General features: G+C 60.7%; 15 protein-coding genes. 8 read left to right on the top strand and 7 right to left on the bottom strand.

All coding sequences use genetic code 11. The annotated features are described in order from the left end of the window. Positions 1-5 precede the first annotated feature (5 nt). Both ACYPYQ_RS00740 and ACYPYQ_RS00735 read right to left on the bottom strand, forming a co-directional pair. Positions 6-1703: a cation:proton antiporter gene (locus tag ACYPYQ_RS00740; RefSeq protein WP_459717888.1), complete on the bottom strand. Its 1698-nt coding sequence runs from the start codon at positions 1701-1703 to the stop codon at positions 6-8. Between the two features lie 7 nt (positions 1704-1710). Next, positions 1711-2592 (bottom strand): universal stress protein, encoded by an 882-nt coding sequence (locus ACYPYQ_RS00735; protein ID WP_459717885.1) that lies wholly within the window; start codon positions 2590-2592, stop codon positions 1711-1713. A gap of 113 nt (positions 2593-2705) precedes the next feature. Here ACYPYQ_RS00735 and ACYPYQ_RS00730 point away from each other — a divergent pair, with 113 nt between their 5' ends. The 6 genes from ACYPYQ_RS00730 to infA all read left to right on the top strand — a co-directional run bounded on the left by ACYPYQ_RS00730 (position 2706) and on the right by infA (position 9525). After that, a complete protein-coding gene (locus tag ACYPYQ_RS00730; protein WP_459717882.1) occupies positions 2706-3644 on the top strand; it encodes a carbohydrate kinase family protein in 939 nt (312 codons plus the stop codon). A 3-nt stretch (positions 3645-3647) separates the two neighbouring features. Continuing rightward, positions 3648-4523 carry a fructosamine kinase family protein gene (locus ACYPYQ_RS00725; protein ID WP_459717879.1) on the top strand — a complete coding sequence of 292 codons (876 nt, stop codon included), beginning with the start codon at positions 3648-3650 and terminating at the stop codon, positions 4521-4523. Positions 4524-4679: 156 nt separating this feature from the next. After that, on the top strand, positions 4680-5480 hold the full coding sequence (locus ACYPYQ_RS00720) for an ABC transporter substrate-binding protein (RefSeq protein ID WP_459717876.1): 801 nt from the start codon (positions 4680-4682) through the stop codon (positions 5478-5480). Continuing rightward, positions 5477-8881 carry a bifunctional diguanylate cyclase/phosphodiesterase gene (locus ACYPYQ_RS00715; protein ID WP_459717873.1) on the top strand — a complete coding sequence of 1135 codons (3405 nt, stop codon included), beginning with the start codon at positions 5477-5479 and terminating at the stop codon, positions 8879-8881. The genes ACYPYQ_RS00720 and ACYPYQ_RS00715 overlap by 4 nt, the downstream gene beginning before the upstream one ends. Positions 8882-9056: 175 nt before the next feature. Next, complete coding sequence (locus tag ACYPYQ_RS00710; protein WP_459717869.1) at positions 9057-9260, top strand: cold-shock protein; 204 nt, start codon at positions 9057-9059, stop codon at positions 9258-9260. Between the two features lie 4 nt (positions 9261-9264). Further along, positions 9265-9525 (top strand): translation initiation factor IF-1, encoded by a 261-nt coding sequence (gene infA / locus ACYPYQ_RS00705; RefSeq protein ID WP_459717866.1) that lies wholly within the window; start codon positions 9265-9267, stop codon positions 9523-9525. Positions 9526-9577: 52 nt separating this feature from the next. On the opposite strand, the gene ACYPYQ_RS00700 is transcribed toward infA, so the two are convergent. Beyond that, on the bottom strand, positions 9578-10399 hold the full coding sequence (locus tag ACYPYQ_RS00700; protein WP_459717863.1) for a symmetrical bis(5'-nucleosyl)-tetraphosphatase: 822 nt from the start codon (positions 10397-10399) through the stop codon (positions 9578-9580). A gap of 88 nt (positions 10400-10487) precedes the next feature. Here ACYPYQ_RS00700 and ACYPYQ_RS00695 point away from each other — a divergent pair, with 88 nt between their 5' ends. Together ACYPYQ_RS00695 and ACYPYQ_RS00690 are read left to right on the top strand one after the other, a co-directional pair. After that, positions 10488-11975: an MBOAT family O-acyltransferase gene (locus ACYPYQ_RS00695; protein WP_459717860.1), complete on the top strand. Its 1488-nt coding sequence runs from the start codon at positions 10488-10490 to the stop codon at positions 11973-11975. Between the two features lies 1 nt (position 11976). Next, a complete protein-coding gene (locus ACYPYQ_RS00690) occupies positions 11977-12993 on the top strand; it encodes a hypothetical protein (RefSeq protein WP_459717858.1) in 1017 nt (338 codons plus the stop codon). Here the strand turns inward: ACYPYQ_RS00690 and ACYPYQ_RS00685 are convergent. Genes ACYPYQ_RS00685 through ACYPYQ_RS00670 form a run of 4 tightly spaced genes read right to left on the bottom strand, consistent with a single transcriptional unit; the run spans position 12990 to position 16797 of the window. Next, complete coding sequence (locus tag ACYPYQ_RS00685; RefSeq protein WP_459717855.1) at positions 12990-13904, bottom strand: glycosyltransferase family 2 protein; 915 nt, start codon at positions 13902-13904, stop codon at positions 12990-12992. The genes ACYPYQ_RS00690 and ACYPYQ_RS00685 overlap by 4 nt on opposite strands. Continuing rightward, a complete protein-coding gene (locus tag ACYPYQ_RS00680; RefSeq protein ID WP_459717852.1) occupies positions 13901-14497 on the bottom strand; it encodes a class I SAM-dependent methyltransferase in 597 nt (198 codons plus the stop codon). The genes ACYPYQ_RS00685 and ACYPYQ_RS00680 overlap by 4 nt, the downstream gene beginning before the upstream one ends. Further along, complete coding sequence (locus ACYPYQ_RS00675) at positions 14490-15776, bottom strand: O-antigen ligase family protein (RefSeq protein ID WP_459717849.1); 1287 nt, start codon at positions 15774-15776, stop codon at positions 14490-14492. Before ACYPYQ_RS00675 ends, ACYPYQ_RS00680 begins: the two co-directional genes overlap by 8 nt. After that, a complete protein-coding gene (locus ACYPYQ_RS00670; protein WP_459717846.1) occupies positions 15754-16797 on the bottom strand; it encodes a glycosyltransferase family 4 protein in 1044 nt (347 codons plus the stop codon). Before ACYPYQ_RS00670 ends, ACYPYQ_RS00675 begins: the two co-directional genes overlap by 23 nt. Positions 16798-16862: the final 65 nt, after the last annotated feature.

Here is a 16862-nt window from a genome sequence, read left to right as displayed (position 1 = left end):
CCCCGTCATCCCTGCGTTTTCTCTTCCAGCACCGGTTTGTAATCGAGGTCACGCACGCCCTGCATCACCAGGTCGATATCGGCGGCCGGCACTTGCAGTATCTGCAGGGCGGTGGCGCCGAGGCGCAGGCTGGCCTCGATGGCTTCCGGATAGGCATGCGTGGCCCCCGCCTCCATCAGCTGCGAACTGGCCTGCAGGTCGCGCGCCCGGGCGATGACCGGCACCTGCGGACTATGCTTGCGCAGGTATTTCACGGTGCGCAACGCCATCGCCGCATGATCGATGGTGATCACCACCAGCGCCGCACGCTCCACACGGATGGCGGACAGCAGCTCCGGGTCGGAGATGTCGCCGTATAGCACCGGATGCCCGTCCGCCCGGCCCTGCGCCACCCGGCGCGCGTCGCTGTCGAACACCACGAACTGGATGCCGCTGGACTGCAACAACACCGCAACGGTGTGCCCCACGCGGCCATAACCGCCGATCACCACCTGCTGTTCCGCGCTGCCGAGCAGTTCCTCAGCGGCGGCCTGCGGGCGATCATCTGCTGTCAGACGGGCGGCGATCGCACCATTGAAGCGGATCAGCACCGCGCCGATGACCAGCGACAGCAGCACCGAGGTGATGACGATCTGCCCCAGCTGCTCATCGAGCACGCCGGAATCGAGCGCAATGGCGATCAACGCCAGGCCGAACTCGCCGCCGACCGCCAGCAGCAGACCGGTGCGCCAGGCCACCGCTGCATCGATCCCGTTGCGGCGCATCATGACCGCGACGATCAACGTCTTGCTGAGCACGATGAGTAGCGCGCCGAGCAGCGCCCAGTGCCAGATCGGCGGAATGGAGGCCGGATCGAAGCGCATGCCGATACCGATGAAGAACAGGCCGAGCAGCACATCGCGGAACGGCCGGATGCTGGACTCCACCTGGTGGCGGAACTCCGTCTCGCCCAGCATCATGCCGGCAAGGAAGGCACCGAACGCCAGCGACAGGCCGAACAGGTTGGTGCCCCAGGCCGCCAGCAGCGCGACCAGCAGCACCGCCAGCGTGAACACCTCGAGCGAGCGCCGTTCAGAGACCATGTGGAACAGCGGGCGCAGCAGCCAGCGGCCGACGAAGAACACCAGCGCGAATGCGATCAGCGCCTTGACCAGCGCCCAACCCAGCGCCCCGGTCAGCGCCGCCGCGCCGACCGCCGTGCCCAGCACCGGGATGATGACCAGGAAAGGCACGGCGGTGACATCCTGGAACACCGACATGGCCAGACCCAGCCGGCCGTGCTGGCTGTTCTCTTCGCCCTGTTCGGTGAGCAGGCTGCCGATGATGGTGGTGGAAGACTGCGCGAACACCGCACCGACCACGAACGCCACCTCGGCCGGCAATCCCGCCAGCCAGACGATGACGCCGACCAGCAGCGTGGTGAGCAGCACCTGGCCGGTGCCCAGCCCGAACACCTGGTGGCGCAAGGCATGCATCTGCGGCAGCGAGAAACTGAGACCGATGGTGAACAGCAGGAACACCACACCGAACTCGGCGAGCGCCTTGAACTCCGGCACATAGACGGTCGGCCCCGCGGTATATGGCCCGAGGATGACGCCGACCAGCAGATAGCCCAGCGCAGTGGGGAACCTCAGGCGCTGGAAGATGACGATGACGGCGACGGTGACAGCCAGCAGCAGGATGATCTGCGCGAGGTTGCCCATGGCTGTCTCAGGCGCTCAGCAACACGTCACAGGACGCGTGGTACAGGATGTTCTGCGTGACACTGCCCAGCAGGCGCTCGTCGAGCGGGCTGCCGCCACGCTTGCCGATGACGATGAGGTCGCTGCCGCGCGCCTCGGCCTGGTCGAAGATCACGCTGGCCGGAGAACCATGCAAGGCGAGCGGCTGCAGCCGGCCTTCAGCGGCACCGAGACGGCGCACGAGCGAAGCCAGTCCCGCTTCTGCCTGCGCGAACTCCCTGCTGCGGTAATGTTCGATGTCCTCTTCGCGCGCGCCCCCAAGACGCATACTGGCCTCCAGCGGCACCAGCCAGGCATGGATCAGCACCAGCTGCGCGTCCGGGAAGGCATCCAGCGCAAGACGTGCGGCCCGTTCCGAGTGCTCGGAGAAATCTGCCGCGACGAGGATGTCACGGTACAGCGCGGGGCGCTCGCCGCGCACCAGCAGTACCGGGACGCGGGCGGCTTCGATCACTTTGAGCGCGGTACCGCCCAGCACGATGTCATTCACCCAGTTCTCGCCATGTTCACCCACCACCAGCAGGTCGGCGCGCCGCGCCGCGACGATCTCGCCGATCTGCTGCGAGGCGCGTCCGGTGAGGACCTCGGTATCGACCGGCAACGCGAATTCCTGCGCGATCTCTGTCGCCAGCGCGGTCAGGCGCGCGCGCTGGCCGGCCAGCGGCTTCACGTCGTTCCAGCCGGGCAGGTCGTACACCGCCCTGAGACTGGCCCAGACGCTGTCGTTGAACACATGGACCAGGATGAGTCGCGCGTCCCATGCGCGCGCCAGATGCGCCGCCTGGCGCACCGCGCGGGTGGCACTGGCGGAAAAATCGGTGGCGGCGACGATCGTGCGCGGTGCGGTCATGACGTTCTCCTGTACGGGATCAGGCTTCGATTGTAACGCCTTCCTCCGTAGCGCGAATGCGGCGTGCCGCGCTGCTATAATCCGCCCATCGTTCAACCACCCACCTCCACGATATGAAGACTCTGATCTGCGGTTCCATGGCTTTCGACACCATCATGGTGTTCAAGGACCACTTCAAGAAACACATCCTGCCCGAACAGATCCACATCCTGAACGTCGCCTTCCTGGTGCCCGAGATGCGCCGCGAATACGGCGGCTGCGCTGGCAACATCGCCTACAACCTGCAGATGCTGGGCGGCAATCCGCTGATCATGGCCACCGTGGGCGACGACTTCGGCCCCTATGCGACCCGCCTGACCAACCTTGGTCTGCCGCAGACGCATATCAAGCACGTCGAAGGAAATTTCACCGGACAGGCCTTCATCACCACCGACCTGGACGACAACCAGATCACTGCCTTCCACCCGGGCGCGATGAGCATGTCGCACCTGAACCACATCCGAGACGCGAAGGAAGCCACGCTGGCCATCGTGTCGCCTGACGGCCGCGACGGCATGCTCAAGCATTCGCGCGAACTGAACGAGGCGGGCATCCCCTTCGTGTTCGATCCGGGCCAGGGCATGCCGATGTTCTCCGGCGAGGAATTGCTGGAGATGGTGGAACTCTCCAACTATGTCACGCTGAACGACTACGAGGCGAAGATGCTGCAGGACAAGACCGGCAAGACGCTGGCCGACATCGCACAGCGCGTCTCGGCACTCATCGTCACCCTGGGCGGCGACGGCTCCATCATCCATGCGGACGGCAAACACATCGCCATCCCCACCCCGAAACCGAAAGCCATCGTCGACCCGACCGGTTGCGGCGATGCCTATCGCGCCGGCCTGCTGTACGGTATCCAGTCCGGTTGGGATTGGGAGACCACGGGCCGTCTGGCCTCGCTGATGGGCTCGCTCAAGATCTCCAGCCGCGGCGGGCAGAACCACAAGCATTCGCGCGCCGAGATCATGGAACTGTTCCAGAAGCATTTCGGCTACGCCATCAAGCTGTAGACCATGTTCATCCCGGGAACGGTCGCCCCGGCCATCAGTGCGGCGACCGGCCGGCCGTTCGAGCTGCATACCGTCACCCCGTTCTCGGGCGGGGACATCAGCCAGACCTATCGCCTGCAAGGCAAGGACGGCAGCCGCTATTTCATCAAGTTGAACGCAGCCCGGCATCACGCGATGTTCGAGGCCGAAGCTGCCGGTTTGGCCGAGCTGGCGGCCGCAGGCGCGCTGCGCGTCCCGCGCCCGGTGGCGCAAGGGTGTGACGGTGACCAGAGTTTCCTGGTGCTGGAATATCTGGATCTCGCCACGCACGGTGATGCACGCCGTCTGGGGGAGGCGCTGGCGGCGATGCACCGCCACACCGCTCCGCGATTCGGTTTCTCCCATGACGATTTCATTGGCACCACCCCCCAGCCGAATCCGTGGACGGAGGACTGGCTCACCTTCTGGCGCGAGCAGCGTCTGGGGTTCCAGTTGCGGCTCGCGCAGGAGAATGGATACGGCGGCGAACTGCAGGCGGCAGGCCGTGCCTTGCTGGCCGACCTGCCCCGCTTCTTCGACGGATATGCCCCCGTCCCTTCCCTGCTGCACGGCGACCTATGGGGTGGCAACTATGGTTATCTTGCCGACGGCGCGCCGGTGATCTTCGACCCGGCCGTCTATTACGGCGACCGCGAATGCGATGTGGCCATGACGGAACTGTTCGGCGGCTTCCCGCCGGAATTCCTTGCCGCCTATCGAGCCGCATGGCCGCTCGATGCGGGATATGCCCGGCGACGCGATGTGTATAACCTGTATCACCTGCTGAACCATGCCAACCTGTTCGGCGGCCGCTATATCCAGCAAGCAACGCAATGCTGCCAGCGCCTGGCCGCCGCATAACATAGCGCACCGCTCGACTACTGGGCCTGCCGGGCCATTCCTGCCCGGCCTCCCCGCGACGGGCAGTGCTAGAATCGCCGCGTTCGGCCGACGTACTGTGCGCGGCCTTGATCCAGAGAAGGCAATCGATTGCCTCGTAACACCAGGAGGATGGTCATGCGTATCGCAGCGCTGTGGGTTCTTTGTGCCCTGTCGGGCGTCCTTTCCGTTTCGTCGCTTGCCGCGCCGGTCTCATCCGGCCGCCTCGACCGTGTGCTCGCCAGCAAGGAAGTGCGCGTCTGCATCTGGCCCGACTACTACAGCATCACCTACCGCAACCCGAAGACGCAGCAGCTCTCCGGCATCGATATCGATCTGGCCCGCGAACTGGGCAAGGATCTGGGGGTCTCCGTCCGCTTCGTCGACAGCTCCTTCGCCAAACTGATCGACGATGTCAGTCAGGATCGCTGCGATGTCGCCATGTTCGCCATCGGCATCACCCCCCTCCGCGCCAAGAGCCTGACCTTCACCCAGCCGCACCTTGCCAGCGACATCTATGCCATCACCAGCAAAGCCAACCGGCGCATCAAGCACTGGGGCGATGTAGACCGCGCGGGAACGGTGGTGGCGGTGGCGAAAGGCACGCTGCATGAACCGGTGATGAAAGAGAAACTCAAGGCGGCCAGCCTGATGATCCTGGACACGCCCTTTGCGCGCGAGCAGGAGGTGGCGTCGGGCAGGGCGGATGTGTTCATGACCGATTTCCCGTATAGCCAGCGCTTCCTCTCGAACAACGACTGGGCGAAGCTCATATCCCCCCCGCAGGTCTATCACATCACCCCCTATGCGTATGCCATGCAGCCGGGCGATGCGGCCTGGCAGGCCAGACTCGATCGTTTCGTGCATGACATCAAACAGGATGGCAGGCTGATGGCCGCCGCCAAATCCCACGGGCTCGAGTCCATCGTCTCTCCATGACCTCGCGTGAACAACAGTTCCGGCAGGGCTTCTTCACGGCCCTGCTGCTGTTCGCCATCAGCCTCGGTGCGCTCACCGCATTCACCCTGTGGCAGCTCAGATCCGAAGCCACGGACAGCGGTCTGCGCTTCTCCGCAATGCATTCCCGCGGCTTCGAGGATTTCCTGACCCAGAACCTGCATGTCACCGAGCTGGTCGCGGCCAACGTCAATGTGCATGACACGCCCGGCGTGCGGACAAAGCCTATAGACCGGCATTTCGTGGAGTTCCTGCGGCGTGCGCCGTTCCTGCGCTCGATGTCGCTGCTCGATGCAGAGGGGCGCATCTATGCCAGTTCCAATCCGGCCAACGTCGGCCTCCGCATCGGCACGTCCGAATACCTGCCACCGGTTTCCGAACCTTCCGGGATCCTGCGCATCGGGCATCCGTGGGAGGGGCACGACTTTTCCGACGGGCGCGAGACCACACGCCTCAGCCCGGCCGGCCGGGATAGCCACAGCTTCATCCCCGCCTCGCGCACCATGGTGTTGGGCAAGCAAAGACTCACGCTGCTGTTCGCGATCAATCCCGACTATTTCATCAATCACGCCCTGCATAAACTGGATGCGGACCAGGGCAGCGTGCAAGTGCTGCTGTATGACGGCACGCTGTTGCTGGATACCGACCAGTCGAAAGCCGCCGGGGAACTGCTCGGTCCGCTGCTGGAAAGGCTGCAACTGCCCGGAAAGGAGAGCGGTGAATTCGTGTCCGCGACCCCGGACGGCGACGCCACGCTGACATCCTTCCGCGCCTCCAGCCTGTATCCGCTGGTCGTCGTCACGCATCTGGATCGCGATGTCGCACTGGCCCAGTGGCGCACCAGCGCCAGGACCCTGCTCTCCGTGGTCGGACTGGTGCTCACTTTGCTCGCGCTGATCTCCATCGCCTACTACCGCCGCCAGATGCAGATCGCCGCGCAGCGCAGCGAGATCGAGGACCAGCAGCGGATCCATGCCAAGGTGTTCGAGTCCAGCACCGATGCCATCGTCATCACCGATGCGGCGGCACGCATCCTGACGGTGAACCCCGCCTTCACCAGGATCTCCGGCTACACCGCAGAGGAGGCCGCAGGCAAGGACCCGATCCTGCTGCTGTCCGCAGACCGCTCGCCCGACTCGCAGCCTCAGGACCTCTCGCATCAGATCCGGACGCTCGGTGCATGGCACGGCGAGATCGTCAATCGGCATAAGGATGGCAGCACCTACACCATCGAACTGTCTTTGTCCGTGTCGCGCGATGCAAACGGTGAGATCCAGCATTTCATCGGCACCGGCAATGACATCACCAAGCGCAAACAGGCCGAACTGGCGCTCAGACGCGAAGACGAAAAGATCCGCGCCCTGCTGCGCAATGCCAGCGACGGCATACATATCCTCGATGCGGACGGCCGAGTCATCGAGGCCAGCGACTCGTTCTGCAGCATGCTGGGCTACACCCGCGAAGAGGTGATAGGCATGCATGTCTCGCAGTGGGATGCCAGCATGGACAGCTCCAGCCTGCATCGGGCGCTACAGCGCCAGTTCAACCAGCAAGGCCGCTCCGAGTTCGAGACCCGCCACCGCCGCAAGGACGGCGGGGTGTTCGATGTCGAGGTCAGCGGTTACCCGCTGGTGCTGGACGGGCAACGAGCGCTGTTCAATTCCTCGCGCGACATCACCGCTCGCAAGCTGGCCGAGGCCGAGCTGCGCATCGCGGCGACCGCCTTCGAGACCCAGGATGGCATCATCGTGACCGATGCGGACGGTGACATCCTGCGCGTGAACCGGGCATTCACCGAGATCACGGGCTTCGAGCCGCACGAGGTGATCGGCAAGAATCCGCGCATCCTGAAATCGGGGCGGCATGATGCGGTGTTCTATGCCGCGATGTGGCACGCCATCAATTCTTCCGGCAGCTGGTCCGGCGAGATATGGAACCGGCGCAAGCAGGGCGACATCTATCCGGAGCGTCTCACCATCAGCGCCTTGCGTGACCCCGGCGGCAAGATCGTCAATTTCGTCGCGTCCATCGCCGATATCACCCTGCACAAGGCGGCCGAAGAGGAGATCCGCAGTCTGGCCTTCTACGACCCGCTGACCGGACTGCCGAACCGGCGGCTGATGCTCGACCGCCTGCAGCAGGCATTGGCCGCATGCAAACGCAGCGAGAAATACGGCGCGATCCTCTTCATCGATCTGGATAACTTCAAGGCGCTGAACGATACCTTGGGCCACGACAAGGGCGACCTGCTGCTGCAGCAAGTCGCGCAGCGGCTCGAACTCTGCGTGCGCAAGGGCGACACCGTCGCCCGGCTGGGAGGCGACGAATTCGTGGTGATGCTGGAAGACCTGAGCAAGCTGCCCCTGGAAGCGGCATCGCAAGCCGAAACCGTGGGCGAGAAGATCCTGGAGATGCTGAACAAGCCTTACCAGCTCAGTTTCCACGAGTTCCACAACACACCCAGCATCGGCGCGACCCTGTTCAGCCACGTGCATGGCGAGCTGGATGAACTGCTGAAGCAGGCGGATATCGCCATGTACCAGGCTAAGAAAGGCGGCCGCAACCGTTTGCAGTTCTTCGATCCCGAGATGCAGGAGACCCTGAACAGCAAGGCATCCATGGAGAACGACCTGCGCAAGTCCCTGACGCGGGCGCAGTTCAGCCTGTATTACCAGGTGCAGGTGGACGAGAACCATCGCCCCCTCGGTGCCGAGGCACTCATCCGCTGGATACATCCGACTCGCGGCCTCGTCGCGCCCGACCGCTTCATCCCGCTGGCGGAAGAGACCGGCCTGATCCTGCCCATCGGCGAGTGGGTGCTGGAGAATGCCTGCGCGCAACTCAAAGCCTGGGAGCACAGGCCGCTCACCCGCGACCTTCAACTCGCGATCAATGTCAGCGCCAAGCAGTTCCACCAACCCGATTTCGTCCAGCAGGTGCAGGCCGCGATAAGCCACCATGCCATCGACCCGTCAAAGCTGAAACTCGAACTGACCGAAAGCATGCTGCTGGACAATGTCAACGAGACGATCTCGACGATGGCCGCGCTGAAGCAGCTCGGGGTGAAGATATCGCTGGACGATTTCGGCACCGGCTATTCTTCCCTGCAATACCTCAAACGGTTGCCGCTCGACCAGTTCAAGATCGACAAGTCTTTCCTGCGCGACCTGGCCATAAGCAGCAGTGACCGCGCGATCGTCCAAAGTATCATCGCCATGGCCTTCAGCCTCGGGCTGGACGTGATCGCCGAGGGTGTCGAGACCCTGGAACAATCCCAATTCCTGCTGAAACACGGCTGCGTCCACTATCAGGGCTACCTGTTCGGCAAGCCGGTCCCCATCGCGGAGTTCGAGTCCGGACTCCAGCAGCCCACGCCCGTGTGATGATTTGTATTGCTTTTCTCGGCAAGACAGTACATAGTGCGCCCCGCGATTCAAGTCTGTCGTTGTTGTTTGGTTCTGTGATCCGCTTCCCTGCGGTATTCCCCTTCATCTGTGTGCCGTCTTGAAATTCGCTCCCTCGGGGCAATGCCATTTATTCATTATCAGGAGATTCATCATGGCAACAGGTACAGTTAAGTGGTTCAACGATTCCAAAGGCTTCGGCTTCATCACCCCGTCCAACGGTGGCGATGATCTGTTCGCACACTTTTCCGCAATCCAAAGCTCGGGTTTCAAGACACTGGCCGAAGGTCAGGCTGTTGAATTCGACATCGTCGCCGGCCCCAAGGGTCAGCAGGCATCCAACATCCGCGCTGCTTAAATCCATGGCAAAGGAAGAACTGCTCGAAATGAATGGCGTGGTGGACGAGGTCCTGCCGGACTCCCGTTACCGCGTCACACTGGAGAACGGTCACCAGCTCATCGCTTACAGCGCCGGCAAGATGAAGAAGAATCACATCCGCATCATCGCCGGTGACAAGGTGTCGCTGGAAATGTCGCCCTACGATCTGACCAAGGGACGCATCACGTTCCGCCATATCGAAGGACGCAGCGCTTTCGTGCCGCAGCAAAAGCGCAGGTTCTGATCAGTGCTTTTTGAAGATGCCGGTGGTGCCTTGCGCACCACCGGCATTTTTTTCACCAGTGTTTCGCCACCGGGCTGTTGCAACCCACCTGGTATAGACGCCTATCCTCCAGCCGGATGGCCGTCATCGGCCCGCCCCACAGGCAGCCGGTATCCAGCGCGATGAGGTTGGGCTCGACTTTCAACCCCAGCGCTGACCAGTGACCGAAGATGACCGTGGCGTCCGCATTGCGGCGCTTCTCCACCTCGAACCACGGCAGATAGCCCTCCGGGATATTCTCCACCTCACCCTTGAACTTGAATTCCATCTCGCCCTGCGGGGTGCAGATGCGCAGCCTGGTGAACGCATTGACGATGACGCGCAGACGCTTGTAGCCCTGCAGATCGTCTTCCCAGCCGTGCGGTGCATTGCCGTACATCCTCTCCAGGAACACCGCATAGTCGTCGCTGCGCAAGGCACCTTCGACCTCGTGCGCCAATGCCAGCGCCTGCTTCACCGACCATTGCGGCAACAGGCCCGCGTGCACCAGCGCATGTCCGCCTTCCGCATACATCAGTCGCTGATGGCGCAGCCAGTGCAAAAGCTCGTCGCGATCCGGCGCATGCAATATCCCGTCCAGCGTATCGCTGCTATGCAGCTTGCCTATCCCTTCAGCGACAGCCAGCAGGTGCAGGTCGTGATTGCCTAGCACCGTGATCGCACGGTCGCCCAGCGACTTCACCAGACGCAACACCTCCAGCGAACCGGGACCGCGATTGACCAGGTCGCCGACGAACCAGAGCCGGTCATGCGCGGGGTCGAAGTCGATCTGCTCCAGCAGTCGCTGCAGCTCGTTGTAACAGCCTTGTATGTCGCCTATGGCGTAGATGGACATCTGTGTTTCCCTCTAATCTCTGTAAAATAGGGTAACAGAAAATAACGGCTACTCTATGCACGCGCCCCGGCTCACCGCCGCCTGATCGATGCTCTTCAATTCCTATAGCTTCATCTTCCTGTATCTGCCGGTCGTTTTCCTAGGCTTCTTCCAGCTCGGGCGCATCCACCACACCTATGCGGCAGCATGGCTGGCACTGGCTTCGCTCGTCTTCTACAGTTATTGGAACCCGGCTTATGTCGGCCTGCTGCTCGGCTCCATCGTTTTTAACTATGCGCTAGGCATGTGGATCGCTAAGGCAGGCTTAAAGCAGGAAGCACGGCGCAAGACCCGGCTTCTGGCGTTCGCCATCACCGCCAACCTCCTGCTGCTGGCCTACTACAAATACGCCAACTTCTTCCTGTCCAGTCTGAACGACCTCGCGGGATCCGGCCTTTCACTTGGCGAGATCATCCTGCCGCTCGGCATCTCATTCTTCACCTTCACGCAGATCGCCTTTCTCGTTGACACCTGGCAAGGCAAGGTGAAGGAATACAACTTCATCCATTACGTGCTGTTCGTCACCTATTTCCCGCATCTGATCGCGGGCCCAGTGCTGCATCACAAAGACATGATGCCGCAGTTCGCTCGTGCCTCCACCTACCGCATCGATTGGGACAACGTCGCAACGGGTTTGCTGCTGTTCACGCTGGGTCTGTGCAAGAAAGTATTGCTTGCCGATTCGCTGGCCCCCTACGCCACCGCCATCTTCGACGGCGCCCAGCACGGTTTGGCCAGCGGCATATTGCCGACCATCTACGAGGCATGGTGCGGTGCGCTGGCTTACACGCTGCAGATCTATTTCGATTTCTCCGGCTATACCGACATGGCACTCGGCATCGCGCTGATGTTCAACATCCGCCTGCCAATCAACTTCAACTCGCCTTACAAGGCCACCAGCATCATCGACTTCTGGCGGCGTTGGCACATGACGCTGTCCGCCTTCCTGCGCGACTATCTCTACATCCCGCTGGGCGGCAATCGCAAAGGCAAACTCCGCCGTTACGGCAACCTGCTGGCCACCATGCTGCTGGGCGGCTTATGGCATGGCGCGGGCTGGACGTTCGTGGTCTGGGGTGCCTTGCATGGCATCTACCTCACCATCAACCATCTGTGGCGCGAGCTGATCGTGGAGAGATACCTGCGTTGGGTGCCCGGCTGGCTGGGCACCATCGCCGGGGGCACGCTGACATTCGTCGCCGTGGTCGCGGCATGGGTGGTGTTCCGCGCCGACAACATGCCGCAGGCGATGACCATGCTGAACGCGATGTTCGGCATCGCCGCGCGACCGATCTCGTTCGATGCCGTGTTGCATGGCAACCTGCTGTTGCTCACCGACATGTCGGGGAGAGATCTATTGCGCTTGCTAATCCCCGGCCTGCTCTGGGTCTGGCTGCTGCCGAACTCGACACACCTGCGCTTCATCAAGGACAGCAACATCCTGATGCTGGTACAAGCCGCCATCGTGCTGTACATGTTGTATGTGGCGATCGACCAATTCGGCAGTTACAGCCCCTTCCTCTACTTCCAGTTCTGACATGAAACAGGCCAAGATATTCTCTGTTGTAGTGATGCTGGCAGTGCTCTGCTACGGCGCGGTCGGTTTCTATTTCCTGCCCAGAGCGACTTTTGAAGGCGAGCTGACACGCATGGCGCTGCTGCCCGAGACCCTGTTCGGCTGGACCAAAGCGCAACCCACGGTCGATATGCAATGGATGGCACAGGCCACCATGCGGGAGGCGGACGTACTGGTCATCGGTGACAGCTTCTCAGATGGCCGCATTTGGCAAACCAGACTCACGCAACAAGGCTACAAGGTCAGAACCGAGACCTGGGACAGCATGCGCGGGATATGTGCGGACTTCATGCCCTGGCTGCGCAGCCAGGGGTTTCACGGACGCTTCATCGTGCTCGAATCCATCGAACGCAATCTGGTGAATGACTTGGGCAAGTCAGTGGCTTGCGACAAGATGCAGTATCACCCTAATGCCCGCACCGATGCGCCACGCCATCCGCCGGCAACATCCTTCGATGTGCATGGCGGCAACTATGCCGGAAAGTTGTCCACCGGCTTCCGCACCCTGTTGCACTCAGTCGATTACGAACGCCGTAGCAGGTCGGAAGATTTCAGCACATGGACATTGCCCAATGACGTGACCATGGCCCGAATAAAGAACGGCTGCGATCTGTTCAGCCATGCTAGTTGCAACGATGCCCTGTTTTTGTCTTATGACTTGCCGGGTGAGATCGAACGTAGCGCGCTGGATAACATCGCGCTGCTCAATGCCAGGATGGAAGGCGTCACGCCGATATGGATGTTCGTACCGAACAAAAGCACTGTGTACAGATACTCAGACAAGCAATTCTGGAATGAAGCAGAACGACGTTACGGCGCGCCGAACCTGATGCGCATGATGCAACGCGCGCTGGATGACAATACTGTCGACCTATTCCCCGCCAATGGCACGCACGTATCAACGACAGGTTATCTGCTAATGGGCGACGAGATGCTCCAAGCGCTGCGTAAGGCAGAGTCTTCACAAAAGCCCCGTTAGCCCCCCTCTGAAAAGGTGGTGCTTCCCGCTACCGGGTCCCATGTCTCGATCCCGCCCAGCGGATAGTTGTAGCGCAGGGCATAACGCACTCGGCGCAATTTCCCCAGCCAGGTCGGTCGCACGAAATTATGCGGATTGTCGGGGGTATTGCCGCCATCCGGCCTGCGCAACGACGGCAGGTAGTAGCGATAGAACTCCAGTTGGGTGATACCCCATTTCATCACGAACATACGACCGCCTTGGTTGTGGGTGATGCGCCCGGTACTGGCCATGCCGAAGTGGTAAAAGCGGCTTGCGCCGACCATGCGGAAATTACGGCAACCGGCCACCCAGAACTTCATCAGCAAGTCATCGTCGCTGCTCATGCCGGGTGAGAACTCCAGACTATAGCCGCCGACCATGGTCCACCACTTCTTGTGGAACAGCGTTGGCTGTGAGGCCGCACCTTCCCGGTCCCCGCGCGGATCATCGAAACAGCCCTGCAGGAACGCTGCTTCATCAAAAGTCTCAGGCGTGCGACCGAAATCACGCTTGATGATGATGTCATTTCCGCCGTCTTCCGGCTGGACCAGCGTGCCGAAGAACAATGCCAGGTCGGTATCCACAGACGCGATCGCTTCCATGAATGCCTTATCCCAGCCCGGCGCAGCGACCATATCGTCGTTCATGAACAGCACCCAATCGTGCTTCGCCTGCGACACCGCATGATTCACCGCCAGACAGACGCCGATGTTCTTGCCGCTCTGTGTGTACTTGATGCCGTGCGCCTGTACCCATTCCAGCGAACCATCGTTACCGTCGTTCAGATGCACGATGATCTCGTGCGCGTGGGCCGAATGTTTTTCCAGGCTCTCCACGCACAGCTTCAGATGCGGCAGATTGTTCCAGCTCGGAATTACGATGCTGATCACTTAACCGCCTCCAGCTCCCAGATCATGTGATGGATCCCTTTCCCGGAAATGCGCCGTCCCATATCGCGCACAAAAGTCTCCCAAGGATTGGGCGGCATCTTGCGGAAATTGGTGGGCACAGAACGCTTGGCGATCAGCACTTTGAACTTGCCGTGAAAGCCATAGATGCTCCCCACCGGGCTATCGCCGCAAAAATATTCATGCGTTCCGACCGAAATGTAGTTCACATGGGTAGGGTCGGCAAAAGTTAAAGGAGATGGATATGCCGGCGTCACCGCCAGCAGTCGGCCGCCCGGTTCAAGTACGCGCCAAATCTCGTTCATCAGCTTGATGAAGGGATAGATCGCCTCGTTCGTGTTGCCAAGACAAATCTGTCGGGGAACATGCTCAAGAAAATCAATGGCAGACACACTGGAAAAATAATTGTCCTCGAATGGTATCGGCTCAAATATCAGGTTGGCCTTGCGCATGACGACACCCTTGCTTGCAAGGATCTCCTGCGCATCATCCCGTATATCGATGCCGTACAGAGAATCTTTGTTATAGGGGTTTTGCGGGTTCGTGCCGCACCCCAGATCCAGATGTCTAGTCATATCTTGTTTTACCATAGATATTACTGTTCGCCGCACCATGATGGGTACTGTGGCAAGCTGCCAGCAGTACAGCAACGGTGAATGCATAAAAAGCGGTTGCCATCGTCAAGTTCAAGAATTCCACAGTCAGCCCGAAGATAACTATACCGCTTACAAACGTGATGCCCAATATGCCAGTTCTTCTGACCTCCCTTACATTCGATTTCGCGGCTATCCAGAACATTCTGAACGGCACTATGTAGATCAACAGGATCGCTACCAAGCCGAATATCCCCATCGCCGCTGTCTTGGACAGCACATCGTTATGAACCTCTCCGCGTCCGAGATTCGCAGCCTCCGGCGTCAGCTTCCCCGCTTCACTCATCGGCTGCATCTCACGGGCGAATCCGGATGGCCCCACCCCGACCACCGGATGCCGACTGATGATGTCGATGGCCGCCGTATACAATTGCCAGCGGATGCCAATCGACGTATCTCGGTTACCAGTCTGGTAATTCTGAATATCGTTCACCAGCGCATTCACGCGGTGATTGATAGTGCCGTTGAACGCATACAGCACTGTCATGCTGGCCAAGGTCAGCGCAACGATGGCTGCCATCGTCTTAATATGTATTCTCTGCCGGTGGAAATAAAGAATGATAATGACGAATGCAGGTATAGCCAGCCAGCCCCCGCGCGAACCAGAGCCAAAAGATGCAGCCACTCCCGCGATAAAGCCCACGAACTTAAACGTCCGTAGCACCGCATTGTCCCTCCCGAACCAGTCAACACTGAATAGCGACATGACTCCCAGGATCAAAGCCATATCTCCGAAATGGATCAGATCCAGCGTGCCGATACCTGCCCTTCCCCACATCTCGCCAGTCAGTAAGAAACCCGCAATGGCCGCAACGGGGAAAGCAAGCTGCAGCGCATGAAACACTCCCGGCTCCATACGTGACAACCAGAGGAATATTGGAATGGCCAGCCAATACCGCGCGGCAGCATCATATGATTGTCCGGAATAATGCTGCCAATAGCTCTCGCTGATGAATATCGCGATCGTCAGTCCAAACATGGCCCATGCATAGCGGCGAATATCATTCGTTGAATAAAGCCCCGCCTCGCTCTTTCCGAACGGCCAAGCCAGCAAAGCCGCGAGCAGCGCAATGATGAACACGCCGTTCATCCCGCCGCGAACCGTCAGCATAAGCGAGGGATAGAACACGATCAGCAGTTCTGCAAGGTTCGTCATCCAAGGCGAGTACTTCGGCTTTTTAATCATGAGAGAGACACTCATAGACTGCAATGAACTCCATCGCAACAATATTCCACCCCCGAGTAAATCCCGGCACCGGCTTTACTCGCGCAAGTTGCCCCTCGACCGTTGCAACCCATTCCCGCACGGGCGCCTCCAGCCGCACGACCGCCCCATGATCGGCCGTCACCTGTGCAGCCGCGCCGCACAGATCGGACACCACCACCGGCACCCGCGCCGCCATGGCTTCGGAGATCACCATGCCATAGGGTTCAGCTTTGGCGGCATGAAGCAGCACGTCGATCTTTTCGAAATGCGCATTATCCGTGCGCCAGCCGAACAGGCGGTAGCCACCTTGCCAGCCCTTGAACAAATAGGCGATCTCTTGCTCTTCCGGTCCGATCACCCATAGTTCGATTCTCGGCCGCACCTTGCGCAACTGAGCGACGATCTCCACCGCCAGCGGCAGGCCTTTGCGCTGCCACTCCCGGCCGACGAAGCCGATGATGCCGCCGTCAGCCGGTACTTCATGCGGGGTGCGCATGACGCCGGGCAACACTCCCGGCACGATAGGTGTCGTGAGTTTGTGCGCGTATTCGGGGTAGTAGTGCGCCAGTTGCTTGGCGATGATCTCCGAGTTCGGCATGATGGCCTTGGCCACGCGCAGTTCGCGCCGCTCTAGCCAGAGCTGTGCCGCCACGCGTATGGAGACTTTCTTCCACCAGGGTTTGTCGCGCACCGATGCGAAAGGCGGGCCGTGGATGGTGGTGACGTCGTGCACGCCGATGCGTTCGTTGCTGTGGATGAGCCAGCCGGGTTGCGGGTGGGCGCGCAACCATGCATGGACGCGGTGGCTGAAGCGCATGTAATAGATCCAGCGCGGGCGGTAACGCATCCTGCCCAACTCATGTACCGCGATACCTTGCGGCTTTTCGGCCATGCATTGTTCGCAGATCACCTGCACCTCATGGCCCAGCTTGACCAGTTCTTTCGTGGTTTCCCAGACATATCGCTCCATGCCGCCCACGGGACCGTAACGTCTGACGATTTGGATAATTTTCATGCTGTCTCTGAAATGATGGGGGGTCGTTATAGAATGCGCACGTGACCCATCCAACCGACTCAATG

The sequence above is a fragment of the Sideroxyarcus sp. TK5 genome (assembly GCF_054601595.1).
The sequence above is the reverse complement of the archived record's forward strand: the minus strand, read 5'-3'. Positions and strand labels throughout refer to the sequence as shown.

What these genes read in the sequence shown, in the direction of transcription:
- ACYPYQ_RS00740 (WP_459717888.1), bottom strand. Translation starts at nt 1,703, where the DNA reads ATGGGCAACCTCGCGCAGATCATCCTGCTGCTGGCTGTCACCGTCGCC.
- ACYPYQ_RS00735 (WP_459717885.1), bottom strand. Translation starts at nt 2,592, where the DNA reads ATGACCGCACCGCGCACGATCGTCGCCGCCACCGATTTTTCCGCCAGT.
- ACYPYQ_RS00730 (WP_459717882.1), top strand. Translation starts at nt 2,706, where the DNA reads ATGAAGACTCTGATCTGCGGTTCCATGGCTTTCGACACCATCATGGTG.
- ACYPYQ_RS00725 (WP_459717879.1), top strand. Translation starts at nt 3,648, where the DNA reads ATGTTCATCCCGGGAACGGTCGCCCCGGCCATCAGTGCGGCGACCGGC.
- ACYPYQ_RS00720 (WP_459717876.1), top strand. Translation starts at nt 4,680, where the DNA reads ATGCGTATCGCAGCGCTGTGGGTTCTTTGTGCCCTGTCGGGCGTCCTT.
- ACYPYQ_RS00715 (WP_459717873.1), top strand. Translation starts at nt 5,477, where the DNA reads ATGACCTCGCGTGAACAACAGTTCCGGCAGGGCTTCTTCACGGCCCTG.
- ACYPYQ_RS00710 (WP_459717869.1), top strand. Translation starts at nt 9,057, where the DNA reads ATGGCAACAGGTACAGTTAAGTGGTTCAACGATTCCAAAGGCTTCGGC.
- infA (WP_459717866.1), top strand. Translation starts at nt 9,265, where the DNA reads ATGGCAAAGGAAGAACTGCTCGAAATGAATGGCGTGGTGGACGAGGTC.
- ACYPYQ_RS00700 (WP_459717863.1), bottom strand. Translation starts at nt 10,399, where the DNA reads ATGTCCATCTACGCCATAGGCGACATACAAGGCTGTTACAACGAGCTG.
- ACYPYQ_RS00695 (WP_459717860.1), top strand. Translation starts at nt 10,488, where the DNA reads ATGCTCTTCAATTCCTATAGCTTCATCTTCCTGTATCTGCCGGTCGTT.
- ACYPYQ_RS00690 (WP_459717858.1), top strand. Translation starts at nt 11,977, where the DNA reads ATGAAACAGGCCAAGATATTCTCTGTTGTAGTGATGCTGGCAGTGCTC.
- ACYPYQ_RS00680 (WP_459717852.1), bottom strand. Translation starts at nt 14,497, where the DNA reads ATGACTAGACATCTGGATCTGGGGTGCGGCACGAACCCGCAAAACCCC.
- ACYPYQ_RS00675 (WP_459717849.1), bottom strand. Translation starts at nt 15,776, where the DNA reads ATGAGTGTCTCTCTCATGATTAAAAAGCCGAAGTACTCGCCTTGGATG.
- ACYPYQ_RS00670 (WP_459717846.1), bottom strand. Translation starts at nt 16,797, where the DNA reads ATGAAAATTATCCAAATCGTCAGACGTTACGGTCCCGTGGGCGGCATG.